Source organism: Microbacterium azadirachtae (assembly GCF_025583665.1).
Taxonomy (GTDB): Bacteria; Actinomycetota; Actinomycetes; order Actinomycetales; family Microbacteriaceae; genus Microbacterium; species Microbacterium azadirachtae.
Genome location: NZ_CP099706.1, coordinates 3,046,129 through 3,066,991, shown reverse-complemented (window position 1 = coordinate 3,066,991; position 20,863 = coordinate 3,046,129). Strand labels below are relative to the sequence as shown.

The 20,863-nt window shown below is 71.0% G+C and carries 17 protein-coding genes; 12 read left to right on the top strand and 5 right to left on the bottom strand.

Annotated elements, in window-relative coordinates; all coding sequences use genetic code 11:
• Positions 1–16: 16 nt before the first annotated feature.
• Positions 17–724 (bottom strand): hypothetical protein, encoded by a 708-nt coding sequence (locus tag NFX31_RS14580; protein ID WP_156156682.1) that lies wholly within the window; start codon positions 722–724, stop codon positions 17–19.
• 244 nt (positions 725–968) lie between these two features.
• Here NFX31_RS14580 and NFX31_RS14575 point away from each other — a divergent pair, with 244 nt between their 5' ends.
• Positions 969–1,559, top strand: coding sequence for a hypothetical protein (locus tag NFX31_RS14575; RefSeq protein ID WP_045249435.1), 591 nt, complete (start codon positions 969–971; stop codon positions 1,557–1,559).
• A gap of 21 nt (positions 1,560–1,580) precedes the next feature.
• Here NFX31_RS14575 and NFX31_RS14570 read toward each other — a convergent pair whose 3' ends face one another.
• Complete coding sequence (locus tag NFX31_RS14570) at positions 1,581–2,831, bottom strand: LCP family protein (RefSeq protein ID WP_262956041.1); 1,251 nt, start codon at positions 2,829–2,831, stop codon at positions 1,581–1,583.
• 92 nt (positions 2,832–2,923) lie between these two features.
• Here NFX31_RS14570 and NFX31_RS14565 point away from each other — a divergent pair, with 92 nt between their 5' ends.
• Together NFX31_RS14565 and NFX31_RS14560 are read left to right on the top strand one after the other, a co-directional pair.
• The gene (locus NFX31_RS14565; protein WP_262956040.1) at positions 2,924–3,334 is read left to right on the top strand and encodes a YbjQ family protein; all 411 of its coding nucleotides are present in this window, start codon (positions 2,924–2,926) and stop codon (positions 3,332–3,334) included.
• Positions 3,335–3,671: 337 nt separating this feature from the next.
• Positions 3,672–6,194, top strand: coding sequence for an ATP-dependent Clp protease ATP-binding subunit (locus NFX31_RS14560; RefSeq protein WP_091479813.1), 2,523 nt, complete (start codon positions 3,672–3,674; stop codon positions 6,192–6,194).
• Between the two features lie 132 nt (positions 6,195–6,326).
• On the opposite strand, the gene NFX31_RS14555 is transcribed toward NFX31_RS14560, so the two are convergent.
• Positions 6,327–6,584, bottom strand: coding sequence for a hypothetical protein (locus NFX31_RS14555; protein WP_262956039.1), 258 nt, complete (start codon positions 6,582–6,584; stop codon positions 6,327–6,329).
• 359 nt (positions 6,585–6,943) lie between these two features.
• Here NFX31_RS14555 and NFX31_RS14550 point away from each other — a divergent pair, with 359 nt between their 5' ends.
• From NFX31_RS14550 to NFX31_RS14515, 8 genes are all read left to right on the top strand, one after another.
• Positions 6,944–8,392, top strand: a complete 1,449-nt coding sequence (locus tag NFX31_RS14550) for an aldehyde dehydrogenase family protein (RefSeq protein ID WP_262956038.1) — start codon at positions 6,944–6,946, stop codon at positions 8,390–8,392.
• A gap of 189 nt (positions 8,393–8,581) precedes the next feature.
• The gene (locus NFX31_RS14545; RefSeq protein ID WP_262956037.1) at positions 8,582–10,462 is read left to right on the top strand and encodes an FAD-dependent monooxygenase; all 1,881 of its coding nucleotides are present in this window, start codon (positions 8,582–8,584) and stop codon (positions 10,460–10,462) included.
• A 181-nt stretch (positions 10,463–10,643) separates the two neighbouring features.
• Complete coding sequence (locus NFX31_RS14540; protein WP_091479802.1) at positions 10,644–11,645, top strand: amidohydrolase family protein; 1,002 nt, start codon at positions 10,644–10,646, stop codon at positions 11,643–11,645.
• Between the two features lie 34 nt (positions 11,646–11,679).
• Complete coding sequence (locus NFX31_RS14535) at positions 11,680–12,699, top strand: DODA-type extradiol aromatic ring-opening family dioxygenase (RefSeq protein ID WP_045249429.1); 1,020 nt, start codon at positions 11,680–11,682, stop codon at positions 12,697–12,699.
• Complete coding sequence (locus tag NFX31_RS14530; RefSeq protein ID WP_262956036.1) at positions 12,699–13,370, top strand: RraA family protein; 672 nt, start codon at positions 12,699–12,701, stop codon at positions 13,368–13,370. The genes NFX31_RS14535 and NFX31_RS14530 overlap by 1 nt, the downstream gene beginning before the upstream one ends.
• A complete protein-coding gene (locus NFX31_RS14525; protein ID WP_045249428.1) occupies positions 13,367–14,020 on the top strand; it encodes an RraA family protein in 654 nt (217 codons plus the stop codon). Before NFX31_RS14530 ends, NFX31_RS14525 begins: the two co-directional genes overlap by 4 nt.
• The gene (locus NFX31_RS14520; RefSeq protein ID WP_248700363.1) at positions 14,017–14,679 is read left to right on the top strand and encodes a 4-carboxy-4-hydroxy-2-oxoadipate aldolase/oxaloacetate decarboxylase; all 663 of its coding nucleotides are present in this window, start codon (positions 14,017–14,019) and stop codon (positions 14,677–14,679) included. The genes NFX31_RS14525 and NFX31_RS14520 overlap by 4 nt, the downstream gene beginning before the upstream one ends.
• Positions 14,676–16,322: an FAD-dependent monooxygenase gene (locus tag NFX31_RS14515; protein WP_262956035.1), complete on the top strand. Its 1,647-nt coding sequence runs from the start codon at positions 14,676–14,678 to the stop codon at positions 16,320–16,322. The genes NFX31_RS14520 and NFX31_RS14515 overlap by 4 nt, the downstream gene beginning before the upstream one ends.
• 76 nt (positions 16,323–16,398) lie before the next feature.
• Here NFX31_RS14515 and NFX31_RS14510 read toward each other — a convergent pair whose 3' ends face one another.
• Together NFX31_RS14510 and NFX31_RS14505 are read right to left on the bottom strand one after the other, a co-directional pair.
• The gene (locus NFX31_RS14510; RefSeq protein ID WP_262956033.1) at positions 16,399–17,781 is read right to left on the bottom strand and encodes an aldehyde dehydrogenase family protein; all 1,383 of its coding nucleotides are present in this window, start codon (positions 17,779–17,781) and stop codon (positions 16,399–16,401) included.
• A 96-nt stretch (positions 17,782–17,877) separates the two neighbouring features.
• Positions 17,878–19,038 (bottom strand): PucR family transcriptional regulator, encoded by a 1,161-nt coding sequence (locus NFX31_RS14505; RefSeq protein ID WP_262956032.1) that lies wholly within the window; start codon positions 19,036–19,038, stop codon positions 17,878–17,880.
• A 143-nt stretch (positions 19,039–19,181) separates the two neighbouring features.
• On the opposite strand from NFX31_RS14505, the gene NFX31_RS14500 reads away from it, so the two are divergent.
• On the top strand, positions 19,182–20,792 hold the full coding sequence (locus NFX31_RS14500; protein WP_262956031.1) for a thiamine pyrophosphate-binding protein: 1,611 nt from the start codon (positions 19,182–19,184) through the stop codon (positions 20,790–20,792).
• Positions 20,793–20,863 lie beyond the last annotated feature (71 nt).

Sequence of the window (20,863 nt, the reverse complement as noted above, 5' to 3'; positions counted from 1 at the left end):
AGGGGCGACGCGTGTGCTACGGGAACAGCTGATCCAGCACCGGCCAGTCACCCGCATCCAGCGCCTTCGTCGCGGCGGCTTGGGCGGCGGGGGAGACGTGTCCGGAGACGAGCTTGCTCCAGATCGCGCGGGCGGTGTCCAGATCCTGTGTGCGCACGGCGGCGCCCATCTCGTACAGGGCGTCGGTGTAGTCGACGACGCTGACTCCCGGCACCTCATCGTAAGGGTGGTACGAATCGATCCAGGGCAGCGCGGGGTCGGGGCGGAGGATCAGATGAGCGTCGGGTTGGATCGCCGCGCCGAGCACGTGATTGAACCGTGCGAGAGACCACCCGTCGAAGCACAGGCGCGTCTCGATCGAATCGAGGTTGTCGTTCGGGGCGACGACATAGGAGAAGATCCCGGCCGCGTTCGAGAGGACCTCTCCGCGGGCACCCCATCGAGAGCCTCGATCCTGGATCGCGTCGGCCTTCAGCAGGTGCGCGACATCGCCTTGCAGACTGAAGGATGCCTCCGCTCTGCAGCCGGCGGAGGCTTCCTCCGTCGTGGGCGTCGGGGCGGGCGAGGCGATCGGCGCGGCGCTCGGCCTCACCGACAAGGCATGTGCGATGGGGTGGTGCCCGGAACCACCCAAGGCGCTGAAAACGGGAGAGGCGAGCGCGACCAGGCCCGCGATGACCGCCGCAGCCGCGACTCCGGTGGCGATCTGGGCGGCGCGGCTCACGGTGATCAAAGTACTGCGGGCGCCGGCCTCCGCGCCAGAGGGTCGGAGTCCCGATTCGCGGGATCAGCCGGGTCCCGATCGGGCGGCCCGGAGCGGGTGAGCAGCGAAGCCTGCGACGCATGTCGAGGCCGCCAGTGTTGGCATATATCGAGATACCGTTGCTCGAAGCGTGGGTGACGGCGCCACTAGGATGCTGCGTGCGCCCGAATCCGACGGCCGCCCCGCCGTCGCAGTGAGGACTCCGATGACCGACGCACCCGCACGCACCGATCGCAGCCCCCTCTCCCGACGCGGCGTGCTTCGCGCTGCGGCGTGGAGCACCCCCGTGGTGGTCGCCGCAGTCGCGGTACCGTTCAGCGCGGCGAGCGGCGGCACCATCGACGCGTCCGGCGTCGCACTCACCTTCACCGGCCCTCAGTGGAGCTCGGAGTTCCGCCTGAGCGGCGTGCTCCAGTTGTCGCAGGCCGCGCCGACGGCGACGACCGTGTCGGCGACCATCACCTGGCAGGGAACCGGATCCAACTCCGCCGCCCAGGGGCTCTACCTGTACAAAGGCAACGTGCCCGGCGGCGACGCCGGAATCGTCGGGTGGGCGACCACGACCGGAGCCCCTGACGACCAGCTCCACAGCGTCTTCGTCTTCCAGACGGTCATCGGTGCCGGGAACTCGCAGACGCCCGTCGTCTCCAGCTACGACGGATCCACCGCGAACGGCTTCATGTACGGTGCGGAGACCCCGAACAACGGCAGCGCATTCTGGGACGGCGTGATCACGATCCGCTTCACGGCCCCCGGGTTCGCGGATGCGGTGCTGACTGTGCCTTACGTCCAGTAGGCCCGGTGCGACCGGACCGCCTCAGTTCACGCAGGGCACGTTGCCGGACTGCAGCGGCGACGACGAGTCCGTGTAGACCGGGTTCGGCGTCGCCGGAGCCGACGGCGCCGTCGATCCGGATCCGGCCTTCGTCCCCGAAGACGACGACGGCGACGCGGACGGCGCAGCGGTCGGGGTCGGCGGGTTCAGCAGGTCGTGCACCTGCGCGCGGATCGCATCCACGTCGACGATGTTCACGTCCTGACCGTCGACGGTGTCGAAGTGGTCGATCGGCAGCGTCACGAACGAGATGTTGCCGCCGGCCAGGCTCTGCGCCTGCTGCGCGAACGACAGCAGATCCAGATCCGAATCGAGTGCCACGTCCTTCTTCGCGACGTCGATGAGCTTCTGCAGCTTGCCGAAGTCGGTGAACGTCGACGCCTGCTTGAGCTTCACGGCCAGCGACACCATGAACGCCTGCTGGCGGCGGGTGCGGTCCAGGTCGGTCATGTCGAAGTCGCTCGAGGTGGTGTCGCGGCGCTGCCGCACGAAGGCCATCGACTGCGCAGCGTTCAGCTGCTGGACGCCGGCCGGGAAGTCGGCGCCCGAGAACGTGTCGGCGGTCGCATGGTTCAGGCACACCGTGATCGGCTGCACCGCCTGGGCCACCTCGTAGAACGCGGCCATGGTGACCTCGACGAAGTGGTCGATGCGCACCCCGCCGAGGAACTCGGACACGGTCTTGATGGTGCTCTGCCGTGCCGCCGTGCGCGACTGCTGGTAGGCGTCCGCCTCCGGCACGCCCTCGTCGGCGAGCTTCTGCAGGGACGCGTTCATGGCATCGCCGTACGCCTCCTTGATCTTGCCCTTCTCCACGCCGCCAGGGGCGCCGGGGAAGTCGACGTAGTCGTCGCGCGGGATCGAGATCCCGACGGCCTTGCCGCCGTTCGCCGGGATGTGGATCAGCATCAGCACGTTGGTGTTGTAGCCGCCGACCGACGCGTCCTCGGCGTGGATCTGGTCGTAGATCGCCTGCGGGAACGGCTTGCCGTTCACGTCCACGCGGCTGTCGAGCCCCATGATGAGGATGTTCGACTCGCCGGTGTTCTGCTTCGGTCCGGTCATGCCGGAGATCGACGAGCGGCGGATCCCGTTGTTCGCGTCCGCATAGGTGATCACGACGAACGCCGCGGCCGCGATGAGCGCGAGCACGATCACCGCGATGATCCCGACGAGCCAGCGGCGTCGTCGGTACATGCGGCGCCGGGAGGCGTGCTGGGGGCTCATCGTCATCGTCGGGATCCGTTCCTGTCGTCGGCGAGGACCCGTCGCAGGGGCCCTGACGATCCTCCGTCGGCCACCTGTGCGGATTCCGGGAGCGGGGGATGCGCGGCATCCACACGACGTGTCACGATGAGCGCATGTTCATGGTGACGACCAACGACGTTCCCGGCTACCGCGTGACCCAGGTGCTCGGCGAGGTGATGGGCCTCACCGTGCGTTCCACCAACTTCGGGCAGGGCTTCACCGCCGGGTTCCGTGCCCTCGGCGGCGGTGAGATCCCCGAGTTCACGAAGCTCATGTACGAGAGCCGCTACGAGGTGATGAACCGGATGTGGGCCGAGGCCGTGCAGCGCGGCGCCAACGCCGTGATCGCGATGCGCTTCGACTCCGGCTCGCTCGGGAGCTTCAGCGAGATGTGCGCCTACGGCACCGCCGTGCTCATCGAGCCGATCGCCGGCGCCGCTCCCGCTCCCGCGCAGCCCGCCGCGCCTCCGGCTCCGCCCGTCGCCTGACCCGTCGCCCGACGCCTGACCCGTCGCCCGACGTCCGACCCTTCGCCCGACCACCCCGGGTTCGCGCGACGCGTGATCTCGCCCGAGGATCGCTCGTTTCCCTCCCTGCGCCCGCTTTCCCTCCCCGCATGTGCGCATGTGCGGGGAGGGAAAGGCGGCCAGGGGAGGGAGACGGATCCGGCATTCCGGGTCTGCCGTCGCGTGCGGTCGTCACGCCGCGTCACAGGGTCAGCCCACGGCGAACAACGGCATACGTCTTCCGTGCGGTCGTTACTCTCGATGTATCCGGCACGAACTGTGCCATCGCCCGCATCCCGGGCAACGAACAAGGAGTGACATGTTCGAGAGATTCACAGACCGAGCCCGTCGTGTCGTCGTCCTCGCCCAGGAAGAGGCGAAGATGCTCAACCACAACTACATCGGCACCGAGCACATCCTCCTCGGCCTCATCCACGAGGGCGAGGGTGCGGCTGCCAAGGCCCTGGAGTCGCTCGGCATCTCCCTCGAGTCCGTGCGTGAGCAGGTGCAGGACATCATCGGCCAGGGTCAGCAGCAGCCGACCGGCCACATCCCCTTCACCCCGCGCGCCAAGAAGGTGCTCGAGCTGAGCCTGCGCGAGGCGCTGCAGCTCGGTCACAACTACATCGGCACCGAGCACATCCTCCTCGGCCTCATCCGCGAGGGCGAGGGCGTCGCCGCCCAGGTGCTCGTCAAGCTCGGCGCCGACCTGAACAAGGTGCGCCAGCAGGTCATCCAGATGCTCTCGGGATCCCCGGGCCGCGAGCCGGCCGCCGTCTCCGGCGCCGCGCACGACAGCAGCCAGCAGTCGGCGCAGGGCTCGCAGGTCCTCGACCAGTTCGGCCGCAACCTCACGCAGGCCGCGCGCGAGAACAAGCTCGACCCGGTGATCGGGCGCGAGAAGGAGATCGAGCGGGTCATGCAGATCCTCTCCCGCCGCTCGAAGAACAACCCGGTGCTGATCGGCGAGCCCGGCGTCGGCAAGACCGCCGTCGTCGAGGGGCTGGCCCAGGCGATCGTCAAGGGCGACGTGCCCGAGACGCTGAAGGACAAGCAGCTCTACTCGCTGGACCTCGGATCCCTCATCGCGGGTTCCCGGTACCGCGGAGACTTCGAGGAGCGCCTGAAGAAGGTCACCAAGGAGATCCGCACCCGCGGCGACATCATCGTCTTCATCGACGAGATCCACACCCTCGTGGGTGCCGGTGCCGCCGAGGGCGCGATCGACGCCGCATCGATCCTGAAGCCGCTGCTCGCTCGCGGCGAGCTGCAGACGATCGGTGCGACCACGCTCGACGAGTACCGCAAGCACTTCGAGAAGGACGCGGCGCTGGAGCGCCGGTTCCAGCCGATCCAGGTGAACGAGCCGAGCCTGCCGCACGCGATCAACATCCTGAAGGGTCTGCGCGACCGCTACGAGGCGCACCACAAGGTGCAGATCACCGACGGCGCCCTCGTGGCCGCGGCGAACCTCGCCGACCGCTACGTGTCGGACCGCTTCCTTCCGGACAAGGCCATCGACCTGATCGACGAGGCCGGCGCCCGCCTGCGGCTGTCGATCCTGTCGTCGCCGCCGGAGCTGCGCGAGTTCGACGACAAGATCGCGAAGGTGCGCGAGGAGAAGGAGCAGGCCTCCGAGGAGCAGGACTTCGAGAAGGCCGCCGCCCTGCGCGACCAGGAGAAGGAGCTGCTCGCCGAGCGGCTGCGCCTGGAGAAGCAGTGGCGCTCGGGCGACGTCGCGACCAACGCGGTCGTCGACGAGGGCCTGATCGCCGAGGTCCTGGCCCAGGCCACGGGCATCCCGGTGTTCAAGCTCACCGAGGAGGAGTCCAGCCGTCTCGTCTTCATGGAGAAGGCGCTGCACCAGCGCGTCATCGGCCAGGAGGAGGCGATCGCCGCCCTGTCCAAGACGATCCGTCGTCAGCGTGCAGGCCTCAAGGACCCGAAGCGTCCCTCGGGCTCGTTCATCTTCGCCGGCCCCACGGGCGTCGGAAAGACCGAGCTCGCCAAGGCGCTCGCCGAGTTCCTGTTCGACGACGAGGGTGCGCTCATCTCTCTCGACATGAGCGAGTTCGGCGAGAAGCACACCGTCTCGCGGCTGTTCGGTGCCCCTCCCGGGTTCGTCGGCTTCGAAGAGGGCGGCCAGCTCACCGAGAAGGTGCGCCGCAAGCCGTTCTCCGTGGTGCTGTTCGACGAGATCGAGAAGGCCCACCCGGACATCTTCAACTCGCTCCTGCAGATCCTCGAGGAGGGCCGTCTCACCGACGGTCAGGGTCGCGTGATCGACTTCAAGAACACTGTGATCATCATGACGACGAACCTCGGCTCGTCGGCGATCGCCGGTGGTCCGGTCGGCTTCCAGATCGAGGGCAACTCGCAGAGCACCTACGAGCGGATGAAGGGCAAGGTGGACGAGGAGCTCAAGCGCAACTTCAAGCCCGAGTTCCTGAACCGTCTCGACGACGTCATCGTCTTCCCGCAGCTGAACAAGGACGAGCTGCGCCAGATCGTGGGCCTGTTCACGAAGCGCCTGTCCGATCGCCTGCTCGACCGTGACATGACGGTGGAGCTGACGGACGCCGCCAAGGACCGGCTCATCGACCTGGGCTTCGACCCGACGCTCGGTGCGCGTCCGCTGCGTCGTGCGATGCAGCGCGAGGTCGAGGACCAGCTGTCGGAGAAGATCCTGCACGGCGAGCTCAACCCCGGCGACCACGTGCACGTGGACGCGGTGGACGGCAAGTTCGTCTTCACGACCACGGCCCGCGGCGAGAAGGTCTCCGTCGGTGTGAACACCGCGGGCACCATCCCGACCACGCCCGACCTGGCGGCCGGCGCCTGAGCGGATCCCGTTCCCGCGAAAGGGGGCGAGTGCTTCGGCACTCGCCCCCTTTCGCGTGCTCGGCGAAGACGGACCCGTGATCCATCTCGTGAAGCCTCGGATCGGCCGTGGAACGCGCCGTCGCGCGGGCGGTCAGCGGCTCCGTGCGGTGGAGGGGCGGCGACGGCTCCGCGCGGAGCGGCGGGGGCGGTGCTGCGCCGCGGACGCGGGCGCACCGAGGACCTCCAGCGCGCTGCGCGCGGCGGAGAGGGACGGGTAGCTGCCGAGACGGCGGCTGTGCCGATCGTGCAGGACGTGGGCCGTGCCGTCGACGGCCACGAAGCCGGCGTACTCGCCGTCCGTGGTCGCGACGTAGACGTCGTGATCGGCCTGTTTCCAGGTGATGTTCATGGTGATGCTTCTTCGTGTGCTCCGGCCGCGCGGCAGCCGGGAAAGTGTCGGATCCGATCCGGGCGCGCGACCGCGCATCGGTGCGGGTCGCGGATGTCAGTCCGGAGCGGGCGGCCTCCGAAGATCAGAGACCGGGCGGCGCGGCACCGAAGAGACGTCGGCAGGCCAGGCGCGCAACTCCTCAGCCTAGCAGATCCGTTCGATCGGCGCAGACGACCGGTTCGAGCACGGACGCGACCGCCGCACGACACGGTGTCGGAGGCGAGCGTCCCGCCTTGCGCCGCCACGACGGGGAGGGCGGGGCCGGGCGTCGAATACCATCGCCGTGGCGGCACTCGACGAGGAGGACGGAGACGGCGATGGCACGGTGGGACATCGAGGACATCGACGGGCTGATCTTCTCCGACGGCTGGCGTCCCGGTGGCGGCGGCGCGCACCCGATCGTGTCCCCCGGGGACGGCGGCGTCGTGGCGCACGCGGGCCTCGCCGACGAGTCCGACGTCGAGCGGGCGGGAGCGAGCGCCGCGGCGGCCCAGGCCGCGTGGGGGCGCGCGTCGTACCGCACCCGCGCCGACGTGCTCCTGGGCGCGGCGGCCGCGCTGCGGCAGATCCGCGCGGAGGTCGAGCATGTCCTCATCCGGGAGAGCGGATCCCTGCCGGGCAAGGCCTCCCACGAGGTGGACAAGGCCGTCGACGAACTCGTCGCGGCGGCCGGGCTCGTGACGATGTCGCAGGGCGACCTGCTGCCGGTCGAGGATCCCTCGACGATCGGGATGGCCCGGCGGATCCCCGTCGGAGTCGTCGGCGTCATCGCGCCCTGGAACGCCCCGCTCATGCTCGCGATCCGCTCGGTGGCCCCCGCGATCGCGCTCGGCAACGCCGTGCTGCTCAAGCCCGATGTGAAGACCGCGTTCTCCGGCGGCGCCGCGATCGCCGAGGTCTTCCGTCGTGCGGGACTCCCCGACGGCGTGCTGCACGTGCTCCCCGGCGGCCCCGAGACCGGCGAGGCCGTGGTGCGCTCGCCGCACACGACCGTGATCTCCTTCACCGGTTCGTCCGCCGCCGGCCGCCGGGTCGGCGAGGTCGCGGGCGGGCTGCTCAAGCGCGTGGTGCTCGAACTCGGCGGCAACAACGCCTTCGTCGTCATGGCGGACGCGGACCTGGACCGGGCCGTGGCCGCCGGAGTCGCCGGATCCTTCCGACATCAGGGGCAGATCTGCATGGCCACGGGACGTCATCTCGTGCACGAGAGCATCGCCGACGAATACGTCGAGCGTCTGCGCGCCGCCGCGGCGGCCCTGGTGCCCGGAGACCCGCTCGCCCCGGGCACGACGCTCGGGCCGCTCATCACCGCCGCGCAGACCGAGCGCGTGCACGGCATCGTCCAGGCGGCGATCGCCGACGGCGCACTCGTCGTGCACGGCGGCGCCCACGACGGGCTGTTCTACGCACCGACCGTGCTGGACCGGGTGGACCCGGACAACGCGGCCTTCCGTGCGGAGATCTTCGGCCCCGTCGCCCCGGTCACCCGGTTCCGCACCGAGGAGGAGGCCCTGGTGCTGGCCAACGCGAGCGACTACGGCCTCACTGCGGCGATCCACACGCGCGACGTCGCCCGTGCGCTCGGCTTCGCCGCGCGGCTGCGGGCCGGGATGGTGGCCGTCAACGGGCAGACGATCTACGACGCCGCGCACATCCCGATGGGAGGGATCGGCGCCTCCGGCAACGGCGGCCGTCACGGCGGCCATTGGAACCTGGACGAGTTCACCTACTGGCAGTGGGTGACCGTCCCCACGATCTCGGGCTGAGAGCCGGCCCGCGGGCGGAAGAGGGCGTGCTGCTCCGAGGGGGACGGCACGTCCTCCTTCGTCGTGCCCGGATGCCGCGACGGGATGCGACATCGTGTCGGAATCGGCGGCCGACTTTCGCGCTCTCGGCACGTATCGTCGCGTTCCGGCCCGTCCCTAGCCTGGGATTCCGCATTCGAGGAGGAATCCGTGACCGCATCCGTGAAGAGCCCCCGCGCCCCCCTGCCGCCGCTCGGCGAGGACGAGTGGCCCGAGGCCGTCGAGGTCCTCGTCATGGGCGGCGGGCCGGTCGGCATGAGCTGCGCGATCCTGCTCGCCCAGCGCGGGATCGACGTGCTGCTCGTCGAGCGACGCGACTTCGTGTTCCGCTTCCCCCGCGCGCACCTGCTCAACCCGCGGACGATGGAGGCGTTCCACGACATGGGCGTCGCGGACGACATCTATGCGGCGACTCCCACACACGACCGCTGGCGGAAGGCGGTCTGGTACACGACCGCGACCGGACCCGGGCGCTTCGACGGGCTCAAGATCGGAGAGGTGCCGGCGTGGGGCGGCGGGCCCGACGCGGAGCGCTATCGCGCCTCGAGTCCGCGGGCGTTCGCGAACATGCCCCAGCTGCGGCTCGATCCCCTCATCCACCGGCACGCGGTCGCCGCGGCACCCGGCAGGATCCGCGCGAAGCAGGAGGTCATCGGGATCCGTCAGGACGCGGAGTCCGCGACCGTCGAGATCCGCGACGTGGTCTCGGGTGAGGTCCGCGAGGTGCGCGCCCGCTATGTGATCGCGGCCGACGGCGGACGCGACAGCGCCGCGCTGCTCGGGGTAGAGCTGGAGGGACCGCGGGACATGCGCGAGGTGGTCAACTACCACGTCAGCCTCGACCTGTCGGCATGGTCGGAGCCGGACGCGCTGCTCGGCCACTTCCTGCACCCGGCGGGTGGCGCGCGTCGGCGCGGCACGATCCAGGCGCTCGGCCCCACGCACTACGACCGCGACTCCGAGGAATGGCTGGTGTCGGTCGCCGGCTGGATGGTCGAGGGCGACCCGGACGACGAGCAGGCGCTCTTCGACTCGATCCGCCGCATGCTCGGTCTCGCCGAGGATCACGGGATCGCGATGCACTCGATGACGCGCTGGACGTACAACGGCCTGGTCGCGAAGCGGTTCCGCACCGGTCGCGTATTCCTCGCGGGCGATGCGGCCCACAAACACCCGCCCACGGGCGGCCTGGGTCTGAACAGCGGCATCCAGGACGCGCAGAACCTGTGCTGGAAGCTCGCTGCGGTGCTGGACGGTCAGGCGCCCGATGCGCTGCTGGACAGTTATCAGGCCGAGCGCCGGCCGATCGTGGCCTGGTACACCGCGCATTCCCTCGAGAACGCGAACCGGCACCCCCCGATCGCTGCGGCGCTCGGCTTCAGCGAGGACGAGGCAGAGGGGTTCCGCAACCTCGAGGTGTTCGTGAGCGAGACGCCCGAGGGGGAGGCGATGCGCGCCCGCGTCGAGGCCGAGGTCGCGCACAATGCGCACGACTACAGCCAGCTCGGCGTCGAGGCCGGGTTCCACTACGAGGCGGGCGCTCTGGTGCCGGACGGCACTCCGGTTCCGGGCGATCCCGCCGACCCCACCGACTTCCAGGCGACGTCGAGGCCCGGGCATCATCTGCCCCACGTCTGGCTGGCGAGCCGCACGGCGGACGACGGCGGCGCGGTGTCGTCGCATGACCTCGTCGAGCGAGTCGGGCTGACCCTGCTCACCTCGGCGTCCGCCGCGGGTCGGTGGCAGGAGGCGATCGACCTCGTCGGCGGCGCCCTGCCGGTCACGGTCGTCGCGATCGACGATTCCGACAGCGCGTGGCAGGGCGCGCGCGAGATCGGCGGCGACGGCGCGCTGCTCGTGCGCCCCGACCGCAAGGTCGCGTGGCGGTCGGCGGGCATGCCCGAGGACCCGTCGATGGTGCTCGACGACGTGCTCGCGATCATCCTGCGCGGCGGTGACCTCCCCGCCGAGGACCCCGCGGAGCCGTTCCTGAAGCGCATCCGTGCCGCCGCCAGCGTGCTCGTGCAGTGACCTCAGGGCCGCGGCGCCCGAAGGGCCGCACCGTGGGCGGATCCGATTCGGACACCGTGTCGGATCCGCCCGGCGGAGTTTCCCGCAGCCCGCCGATCCGCCCGGATCGGGCCTCTCATAACGTCGAGACAGCGACGAAGCCCCGGCCCTCCGGACCGCAGAAGACTCAGAAGGAGCCCCCGTGATCATCGATGTCCACGGCCACATGTCCGCGCCGGACGCGTACTACGCGTGGAAGGCCTCGCTCCTCGCTGCGCGCGGCTCGCACGGCGGCAAGCCCCCGGTCATCAGCGACGATGCCCTCATCGCCTCGTACAACGCGCCGCATCCGAGCTTCGGGAACATCTCGCACCTCGACCACATCGACGGCGCGGGGATCGATCTGCAGCTGCTCTCCCCGCGCCCGTTCCACGCGATGCACTCCGAGCGCCCGACGAAGATCGTCGAGTGGTTCACGGCCGAGACCAACAACCTCATCCACCGCGCGACCGGGCTCTTCCCCGGTCGTTTCCGGGGCGTCGCCGGGATCCCGCAGAGCCCGTACCTGAGCGTCGAGCAGTGGCTGCCCGAGCTGCGCCGTGCCGTCACGGAGCTCGGGTTCGTCGGGGCGATGGTCAACTCCGACCCCTACGAGGGCACCGAGGTGCCACCCGCGATGGGCGAGCGCTACTGGTACCCGCTCTACGAGGCGCTCTGCGAGCTCGACGTGCCGATGCTGCTGCACTCCGCGGGATGCAAGTTCCCCTCCCGCGAGCCGTACAGCCTCCACTTCATCCAGGAGGAGACGGTCTCGGTCTGGAGCATGATCCAGGCGAACGTCTTCGCCGACTTCCCGGACCTCAAGGTCGTCGTCGCGCACGGCGGCGGGGCGATCCCGTACCAGATGGGCCGGTTCCTGCCCTCGGTCGTGCGCACCGGCGTCTCCTACCTCGACAAGCTGCGCAACTTCCACTTCGACTCCTGCCTCTACACGCAGGAGAGTCTCGAGCTGCTGCTCAAGGCGGTCGGCACCGACCGCGTGCTCTTCGGATCCGAGAAGCCCGGCACCGGATCGCAGATCGACCCGGCGACCGGGCGCTGGTTCGACGACATCCACCTGCTCATCGACGACATCGAGTGGCTCGACGACGATCGTCGCGCCGACGTGCTCGAGAACAACGCGCGCGCCCTCTTCCGTCTCTGACAGCCGCGTCCCGCATTCCGAGAAAGGATCCACCATGACCGAGATCGTCGCCGGATTCGGCACCTCGCACGGCCCGCAGCTCAAGGCCGCGCCGCCCGAGGCCTGGGAGACGCGCGGCGTCGCCGACCGTCGCAGCAAAGGCCTGAAGTTCCGCGGGGGCACCTACTCGTTCGAGGAGCTCAAGGCCCTCCGCGAGGACTTCTCCGCCGAGATCACGCACGACGTCATGCAGCGCCGCTGGGACAGCTGCCAGGCGTCGATGGACTCGCTCTCGCGCTTCATCGCCGACCAGGACGTGGACGTGCTCGTCATCATCTCGAGCGACCACAAGGAGACCTACGGCGACGAGTGGCTCGCGCCGTTCTCGGTGTTCTGGGGGGACGAGGTCGCGCACGTGCCGTACACGCGGGCGCAGCTGGACGAGATGGCGCCCGGCCTCGCCGAGGCCGCGATGGGGGATGTGCCCGATCGAACGGTCATGCGCCCCACGCACCGCGCGCTCGGCAAGCACATCATCCAGTCGACCCAGGCGGACGACTTCGACACCGGCGCGACGGAGATCATCCCGGCGGGACGCTACGAGAACCACACGATCCCGCATGGCTTCGGCTTCATCTACCAGCGGTTCCTCGGCCAGGAGTCGACGATCCCGATGGTGCCGATCTTCATCAACACGTTCTGGGAGCCGAACCCGCCGAGCGCCAAGCGCTGCTACGACTTCGGACGTGCGGTGGGTCGTGCGATCCAGTCGTTCCCCGGCGACCTGCGCGTCGGCGTCGTCGCCTCCGGCGGCCTCAGCCACTTCGTCATCGACGAGAAGCTCGACTCCGAGTTCATCCAGGCGATGAAGGATCACGACGCCGAGTACCTCTCGTCGGTCCCCGCGGGCGAGATGATGTCGGGCGCCTCCGAGCTGCGCAACTGGATCGCGGTCGCCGGCATCGCCGACGAGGTCGGACTCAGCGTCACGAACGTCGACTACGAGCCGTGCTACCGCACCGAGGCCGGCACCGGCAACGCGATGGGCTTCCTCACCTGGGAGCGGACCCCCTGATGACCGATCCGATCGTCGCGGCGCTGCGCGAGCTGGACAGCTGCGCGGTGTCGGATGCGCTGGACACGCTCGGCCTCCCGGGCGCCGTCACGGCCCTGTCGCCGCGCTGGCCGTCGACCGGCGTGACCGCGGGCCGGGTGCGCACGGTCACGGCGGCGCCCAAGGCGGCGGCCGGTCCGGCGACGCACATCGCGACGCCGCTCGTCGCCGTCGCAGAGCCCGACGACGTCGTCGTGATCGACAACCACGGCCGCACCGACGTGTCGTGCTGGGGCGGCCTGCTCGCCGAGGCGGCCGCGCGCCGCGGCGTGGTCGGCGTGATCGTCGACGGCGCGTGCCGCGACGTGCAGGAGAGCGCCGCGCTCGGCCTGCCCCTGTACGCCCGCGCGGCCGTGCCCGTGAGCGCGCGCGGCCGGATCGTGCAGCAGGCGGCGGACGAGCGGATCCAGGTCGCGGGAGTACCGGTCGCCTCCTACGACTACGTGATCGCGGACGTCAACGGCGTCGTCTTCGTCGCCGCCGACCAGGCCGAGCGCGTGGTGCGCCTCGCCCGCCGCATCGCGGACCGGGAGGAGCGCATGGCGGAGGCCGTGCGCGCGGGCCGGGACGTGAGCGAGGTCATGCACGACTCCCAGTTCCCCACCGTCACCGCAGAGGAGCAGAAGCCATGACGGATCCCCTCATCGAGCGCTTCCGGGAGCTCGGCACCGCCACCGTCTCGGACGCGCTCGACAAGCTGCGTCGCCCCGGAAGCCTGCTCGGCCTCGCGCCGCTCGCCGACGGTCAGCGCATGGTCGGCCGCGCCTTCACCGTCCGCTACGTCAGCGCCCAGGTGCCGGCCGGCACGGTCGGGGACTTCATCGACCAGGTCGAGCCGGGGCAGGTGGTCGTGCTCGACAACGACGCCCGCGTGGACTGCACGGTGTGGGGGGACATCCTCACCGCCGTCGCGCACCACCGGGGGATCGCCGGCACCGTGATCGAAGGCGTGTGCCGCGACACGCACCGCGCCCTGTCGATCGGGTACCCGATCTACAGTCGCGGGCGCTTCATGCGCACCGGCAAGGACAGGGTCGAGGTCGCCGAGGAGCAGGGGCCGGTCACGATCGGCGGCGTCACCGTGCGGCCGGGCGACATCCTGCTCGGCGACTCCGACGGGGTCGTCGTGATCCCGCAGGACTGCGAGGCCGAGGTGCTCGAGGTCGCGGAGACGATCCACGCCCGCGAGGAGTCGATCCTCGCCGCGGCGCTCGCCGGCGCCTCGATCGCGGAGGCCCGCGCGCGCTACGGCTACCACGACCTGCAGCGGGCCGAGGCGTGAGCGGCGCGGATCCGATCGACGCCGCGGAGCTGCTGCGGCTCGGCAGCGCGACGCTGTACGAGGCCTCCGGGCAGGACTGCTTCCTCGACGCGGCGTTCCGCCCGGCCTGGGACGGTGCGGAGATCGTCGGCCGCGCGGTGCCGGTGGCGGCGCAGGCGGGGGACAACCTCGCCCTGCACCACGGCCTCGAGGCGGCCGGCCCCGGCGACGTGCTCGTCGTCGACGGCGGCGGAGCGCCCTTCGGCTACTGGGGCGAGGTCATGGCGGCGGCCGCGCAGGCGCGCGGCATCGCGGGCCTCGTGATCGACGGCGGCGTGCGCGACACCGCGCAGCTGCGCGAGCTCGGCTTCGGCGCGTTCAGCACCTCGATCTCCATCCGCGGCACGATCAAGCAGTGGCCCGGCACGATCGGGATCCCGATCACCCTGCGCGGCCGGGTCGTGAACGCCGGCGACCTGGTCGTCGCGGACCGGGACGGCGTCGCGATCCTCCCCTCCGGCGACGTCGACCGCATCCTGGAGGCCGCCCGTGCCCGCGCGGCGAAGGAGGACGCGTACATGGCGCGCCTGCGCGCGGGGGAACTCACCCTCGACCTCTACGACTTCCGCCGCCTCGGTGATCCGATCCGTCCGGCGGCCGACCCGAACGGAGCACGATGACCGGCACGCCGGACGCCGACGTCCTCATCATCGGAGCGGGCCCGGTCGGCCTGCTCGCCGCGCTCGACCTGTCCTCCCGCGGGATCTCGACGATCGTGGTCGAGACGCGCGAGTTCCTCGAGCCGCCGAACGTGAAGTGCAACCACGTCGCCTCCCGCACCATGGAGAGCCTGCGCAGGCTCGGGATCGCGGCCGAGGTGCGCGCCGCGGGGCTGCCCGCCGACTACCCGCAGGACGTGGCGTTCCGTACCTCCCTCACCGGGCGCGAGCTGTCCCGGATCCCGATCCCGGCGAGCGGCGAGCGGTACACCGCGACGGACGGACCGGACACGACCTGGGCGACGCCCGAGCCGCCGCACCGCATCAACCAGACGTTCCTGGAGCCGATCCTCGCCCGGCGCGCGGCGGCGGCGCACGGTGTGACGCTCCTCAACCGCACCCGGTTCCACTCCTTCGCACAGGACGCGGACGGCGTGACCGCGACGATCAGCGACCTCGACGGCGAGAACGAGCGCACCCTGCGCGCCCGCTACTTCATCGGCGCGGACGGCGGACGCTCGGCCGTGCGCAAGCAGCTCGGGGCGAAGCTCAGCGGCGACCCGGTGCTGCAGCACGTGCAGTCGACGTGCATCCGCGCCCCGCACCTCTACGCGCTCATGTCGGCCGACGAGCCCCGTGCCTGGGGCTACTACACGTTCAACCCGCGGCGCGTGGGGCACGTCTACGCCATCGACGGCACCGGCACGTTCCTCGTGCACACCTACCTCTCGCCCGAGGAGGCGCAGGATCCCGGATCCGTCGACCGCGATGCCGCGATCCGCGCGATCCTCGGCGTCGACGAGAGCTTCTCCTACGAGGTCGTCTCGAAGGAGGACTGGGTCGCGCGCCGCCTGCTGGCCGACCGCTTCCGCGACGGCCGAGTGTTCATCGCGGGCGACGCGTGCCACCTCTGGGTGCCGTTCGCCGGGTTCGGCATGAACGCGGGCATCGCAGACGTGCTGAATCTCACCTGGCTGATCGGCGCGAGGATCGCCGGCTGGGCGGACGAGCGGATCCTGGACGCGTACCAGGCCGAGCGGCGACCGATCACGGAGCAGGTCTCGCACTTCGCGATGAGCCACCAGCAGAAGCTCGCCAAGCCCGGGCTGCCCGCGGCGCTCGAGGACGACGGGCCCGCGGGGGAGGAGGCGCGTCGCGTGTTCGGCGCGGCCGTGCACGATCTCAACGAGCCGCAGTTCGCCGCGGCGGGCCTCAACTACGGCTACAGCTACGACGCCTCGCCGATCATCCACTACGACGGCGGCACGGCGCCCGGCTACACGATGGGCTCGTACACGCCCTCGACCGTCCCGGGCTGCCGTGCGCCGCACTTCCGCCTCGCTGACGGGACCTCGCTCTACGATCGGCTCTCCGCGGGATACACGGCGGTCTGCGCGCCGGGCGTGCCCATCGCGGTGCTCGCCGCGGCCGCCGAGCTGCGCGGGATCCCGTTCGCCGCGGTCGAGGTCGCGGAAGGGCTCCCGGCGGAGTACGACCAGCCGATCACCCTCGTCCGGCAGGACCAGACCGTGGTCTGGCGCGGCGCCGCCCCGACCGCTCCGGAGGCCGCCGCGCTCTGGGAGCTGCTCCGCGGGGCCGCCTGATCGGGCGCGTCCCCTGCCACGAAGAAGGTCGCCTCCCGATGCCGGAAGGCGACCTTCTTCGTGGCAGGGCCGTCGCTCAGCGGCGGATGACCTTCGTCGCCGCCATCGCCTTGAGACCCTCGACCCCGAACTCCAATCCGTAGCCGGAGGCCTTCGTCCCGCCGAAGGGGATAGACGGATCCACACCGCCGTGCTGGTTGATCCAGACGGTGCCGGCGTCGAGACGCTGGGCGACCTCGGCGGCGGCGTCGGCGTCCGGACCCCACACGGAGGCGCCGAGGCCCTGCTCCGTGCCGTTCGCGCGGCGCACCGCATCGTCGACGTCGGTGTAGCGCACGACGGGCAGCACGGGTCCGAACTGCTCCTCGTCGACGATCGCCGTGCCGTCCTCGACGTCGGCGACGATCGTGGCGCGGTAGAAGAGCGGGCCGAGGTCGGCAGCCGGCGCACCTCCCGTGACGATCCTGCCCCCGCGCTCGCGGGCGTCGTCGACGAGGCGCGAGACGATGTCGAACTGGGCGGGGTTCTGCACGGGGCCGAGCCGGTTGCTCTTGTCGTGACCGGACCCCATCGGCGCGGCCTCGGCGCGCTCGGCGAGCGCGGCGACCACCTCGTCGTAGACCGAGTCATGCACGTAGAGGCGCTTGAGGGCGGCGCACACCTGCCCCGTGTTCATGAAGGCGCCCCAGAACAGGCGGTCGGCGACCGCCGCGACGTCCGTGCCCGGCAGCACGATCCCGGCGTCGTTGCCGCCGAGCTCGAGCGTGAGCCGTGCGAGGTTGTGCGCCGAGCTCTCGACGATCCGCCGCCCGGTGGGGGTGGATCCGGTGAACACGATCTTCGCGACATCGGGGTGGGCGGCCAGCGCCGCCCCGACCTCGCGGTCGCCGGAGACGGCGGTCACGACGTCGGACGGCAGGTGCCGCCGGAAGACCTCTGCGAGGGCCAGCACGCTCAACGGGGTGTTCTCCGACGGCTTCATGACGACCGTGTTGCCCATGCGCAGCGCCGGCGCGATGTGCCAGACCGAGATCATGACCGGGAAGTTCCAGGGGCCGATCGAGGCGACCACGCCGAGGGGGACGTAGTGCAGTTCGGCGCGGGAGTCGCCCTCCTGTCGCAGCACCTGCGGCTCCAGAACCGTGTCGGCGGCGGCACGCAGCCAGTGCGCGGCACCGTGCACCTCTCCGGCGCCGTCGATCTTGCCCTGTTCGGCGGTGACGATCTCGCCGAGCTCGTCGGCATGCGCGTCGAGGTCATCGGCCACGAGGTGCAGCAGTCGGGAACGCTCGGCGTGGCCGAGTGCCGCCCAGCCGGGCTGGGCGGCCCGCGCGGCGTCGATGGCCCGATCCAGATCCGCGATGGTGCGGATCGGGGCACGCCCGACCTCCGCGCGGGTCGCGGCATCGAGGATGGGGCGGCCGTCGGGGTCGGAGACCGAGGTCAGCAGTAGGTTCATGACAGCTCCCTTGCACGCGGCGGATTCGCGGCGATCGCAGGACGGCCGCAATAAACTCTAATCAATATAGTCAATTGTCCGGGCGGTGTCTGCGCCTCAGCGCAGGCCGGCGAGCGTCGCGACGCGCAGCGCGGTGTGCAGCTCGCGGCGCACACCCCCGTCGGCGAGGTCGACATCGGCGATCGCCCGGATCCGATCGAGCCGGTAGTAGAGCGTGCTCCGGTGCACGTGGAGCTCCTGCGCCGTGCGCTGCGCATCGCAGCCGCAGTCCAGATACGCCTCGAGCGTGTGCGCGAGGTCGGGCCCGGACTGTGCATCGAGCAGGCGCTGCACGGCGCCGGGGAGGTCGGTCAGGGCGAGCTCGGCGAGCGGCAGCTGCAGCAGCACCCGATCGAGGCCCAGTTCGGCCCAGTGCGCGACGCTGCCGCGCTCGGGGTCGACCACCGCGGCCCGCTGGGCGATCCGCGCTTCCCGGAGAGAGCGGGTGCTCGAGGCGAGCGGGGCGTGCGCGCCGCCGATCCCGGCGCGCAGGGCGGAGAACGCCGGCTGCTCGAGGAGGGCGGTGAGTCGGTCGGCGTCGATCTCGTAGGGGACGGCGATCACGGCTTCCCCGTCGATCACGGCGCCGACGGCCTTGAGCGTGGGGAACACCGGGATGCTCGCGACGGCCCTGTCCAGCAGCAGGCGCAACGTCGCTGCGCTCGCCGTCGCGTCGGGGGCCACGGCGAGGGAGATCGCCGTGTAATGCGGGGCGGGGGAGAGCAGTCCGCTCGTGAGCAGCTCGTCCGCGGCTCGTGCGCGCTGCTCCGCACCACCGCCGAACAGGGCGGAGAGCAGTCGAAGCGCCCGGTCCTCGTCCTGCCGGTTGCCGAGTGCCATCGCGGCGAGCACCACGCCGAGCTGCTCGCGCCCGGTGCGCAGCACCTCGTCGTCGGCCGCGGGCTCATGCCCCTCGGGGATCGTCGACGAGACGTAGCCCACGAGATGGCCGTCGTGCCGGATCGGTGCGACGAGCCGGGTCTGTCCGCCCTCGATCGCCGGGATCTGCACAGGGCCGTCGGCCTGGCCGACGCGGAACTCCTTGATCGACTCCCTCGCGCGGGAGGATCCCCGGTGGGCGAGGATGATCGCCAGCCGCGCATGGTCGACATCGCCGTCGTGCACGCTGAACGCGATGACCGCGAACTCGGTGTCGAACACGATGATCGGTCGTCCGAGCCGGTCCGCATAGGCCTGGACCTGCGCTTCGAGCGTCATCGGCCGCCTCCCTTCCTGCTGCTCCCCGGTGTCTGCCGCGAGCGGTCGCGAGCCTCCGCCGAAGCGGTCGACGGGCGGCCGCGTTGCAGAGATCCGGGAAATAGATCTATATTCATTATATTCATTTCTTGAGAGGCGATGCGATGGCAAAGATGACAGGCGGCGACGCGCTCACCCTGGCCCTGCTCAGCGAGGGCGTCGAGACGGTCTTCGGAATCCCCGGCGTGCAGCTGGATGGGCTCATCGACGGGATGTACCGCAAGCAGGACGAGATCGACCTGCTGGTCCCGCGGCACGAGCAGAGCACGACGTACATGGCGGACGGCTATCACCGCGCGTCCGGCAAGCCGGGCGTCGCGATGGTGGTGCCCGGCCCCGGCGTGCTCAACGCAGGAGCGGGCATGGCGACCGCGTACGCCTGCTCTTCGCAGGTCATGCTGCTGGCCGGCACGATCCCCTCGCGCCTCGTCGGCGGCGGCCTCGGCGCGCTGCATGAGATCCCGCGACAGAGCGAGACGGTCCAGGGTCTGACCAAGTGGTCGGTGCGCCCCACCCGAGCGGAGGAGATCCCCGAGCTGGTGCACGAGGGCTTCCGTCAGATGCGCACGGGCCGTCCGCGCCCCGTCGCCCTGGAGCTGGGGCCGGATCTGCTGCACGCCGAGATCGACGTCGAGGTCGGCGACCCGTTCGCGGCGGAGGCGCCGGTCGCGCCGGCCGAGGACGTGGCGGCGCTGCTGCGCCTGCTCGCGGAGAGCGAGCGCCCGGTGCTGCACGTCGGCGGCGGCGTGCGCGGGACGCGCGCGTTCGCGCTCATCGCCGCCCTCGCCGAGAAGCTGGATGCCCCGGTCGTCATGAGCGAGAACGGACGGGGCGCGATCGACGCCCGCGATCCGCATGCCCTCCCGGCCTTCGCGCTCTGGGAGCTGCGCGCGACGGCCGATCTCGTGGTCTCGTTCGGCAGCCGCTTCCTCACGCCGTTCGGGCAGCAGCTGAACGTCGGCGATGCGCGGATCGCTCTCGTGAACGTCGAGGCTGCGGATCTCGGATCCCCGCGACGGCCCGACCTCGCGATCCAGGCCGACGCGACCGCGGTGCTCGAGGCGCTGGTCGCCGAGGCTCCGGCGCGCGAGGGCTGGGGTGAGGAGCTGCGGCGACTTCGTGCCGAGTGCGAGGGGCGGATCCGCGAGCGCGTCGCACCCCAGATGGCCTTCGTCGACGCGATCCGGGCCGCGCTGCCCGAGGACGGCGTCTACGTCAACGAGCTGACCCAGATCGGCTATGTCTCCACCTACGGCTTCCCCGTGCAGGCGCCGCACTCGTACGTGTGGCCCGGCTACCAGGGCACGCTCGGCTACGCGATGCCCACGGCGCTCGGCGCCGCGGTGGGCTCGGGCGGGCGCCCGGTCGTCGCGGTCACCGGCGACGGCGGGATCGGCTGGTCGCTGCAGGAGTTCGCGACCGCCAAGCGCTACGGGATCCCGCTCGTCACCGTGCTGTTCGAGGACGGGCGATTCGGCAACGTGTGGCGCATCCAGCGCGACACCTACGGCGGGCGCTTCATCGGCTCCGACCTCGTCAACCCCGACTTCGCGCTGCTCGCGCAGGCGTTCGGGATCGACTTCGTGGACGTCGAGGACGCCGACGGGGTCCGCACCGCGATCGAGGCCTCGATCGCGGCCCGGCGTCCGGCGATCGTCCGGGTGCGGGTGGACGTGTTCCCCTCGCCGTGGTCCCTCATCCACGAGAAGCACTGATCCGCGCCCGGCGGCCGGCGAGGCCGCCGGGCCGTCGAGGCGGCACGGTCTCGAGCGCGGCTCTGCGCCGC

What these genes read in the sequence shown, in the direction of transcription:
- NFX31_RS14525 (WP_045249428.1), top strand. Translation starts at nt 13,367, where the DNA reads ATGACGGATCCCCTCATCGAGCGCTTCCGGGAGCTCGGCACCGCCACC.
- NFX31_RS14570 (WP_262956041.1), bottom strand. Translation starts at nt 2,831, where the DNA reads ATGACGATGAGCCCCCAGCACGCCTCCCGGCGCCGCATGTACCGACGA.
- NFX31_RS14500 (WP_262956031.1), top strand. Translation starts at nt 19,182, where the DNA reads ATGGCAAAGATGACAGGCGGCGACGCGCTCACCCTGGCCCTGCTCAGC.
- NFX31_RS14510 (WP_262956033.1), bottom strand. Translation starts at nt 17,781, where the DNA reads ATGAACCTACTGCTGACCTCGGTCTCCGACCCCGACGGCCGCCCCATC.
- NFX31_RS14550 (WP_262956038.1), top strand. Translation starts at nt 6,944, where the DNA reads ATGGCACGGTGGGACATCGAGGACATCGACGGGCTGATCTTCTCCGAC.
- NFX31_RS14575 (WP_045249435.1), top strand. Translation starts at nt 969, where the DNA reads ATGACCGACGCACCCGCACGCACCGATCGCAGCCCCCTCTCCCGACGC.
- NFX31_RS14530 (WP_262956036.1), top strand. Translation starts at nt 12,699, where the DNA reads ATGACCGATCCGATCGTCGCGGCGCTGCGCGAGCTGGACAGCTGCGCG.
- NFX31_RS14555 (WP_262956039.1), bottom strand. Translation starts at nt 6,584, where the DNA reads ATGAACATCACCTGGAAACAGGCCGATCACGACGTCTACGTCGCGACC.
- NFX31_RS14560 (WP_091479813.1), top strand. Translation starts at nt 3,672, where the DNA reads ATGTTCGAGAGATTCACAGACCGAGCCCGTCGTGTCGTCGTCCTCGCC.
- NFX31_RS14505 (WP_262956032.1), bottom strand. Translation starts at nt 19,038, where the DNA reads ATGACGCTCGAAGCGCAGGTCCAGGCCTATGCGGACCGGCTCGGACGA.
- NFX31_RS14535 (WP_045249429.1), top strand. Translation starts at nt 11,680, where the DNA reads ATGACCGAGATCGTCGCCGGATTCGGCACCTCGCACGGCCCGCAGCTC.
- NFX31_RS14565 (WP_262956040.1), top strand. Translation starts at nt 2,924, where the DNA reads ATGCGCGGCATCCACACGACGTGTCACGATGAGCGCATGTTCATGGTG.
- NFX31_RS14515 (WP_262956035.1), top strand. Translation starts at nt 14,676, where the DNA reads ATGACCGGCACGCCGGACGCCGACGTCCTCATCATCGGAGCGGGCCCG.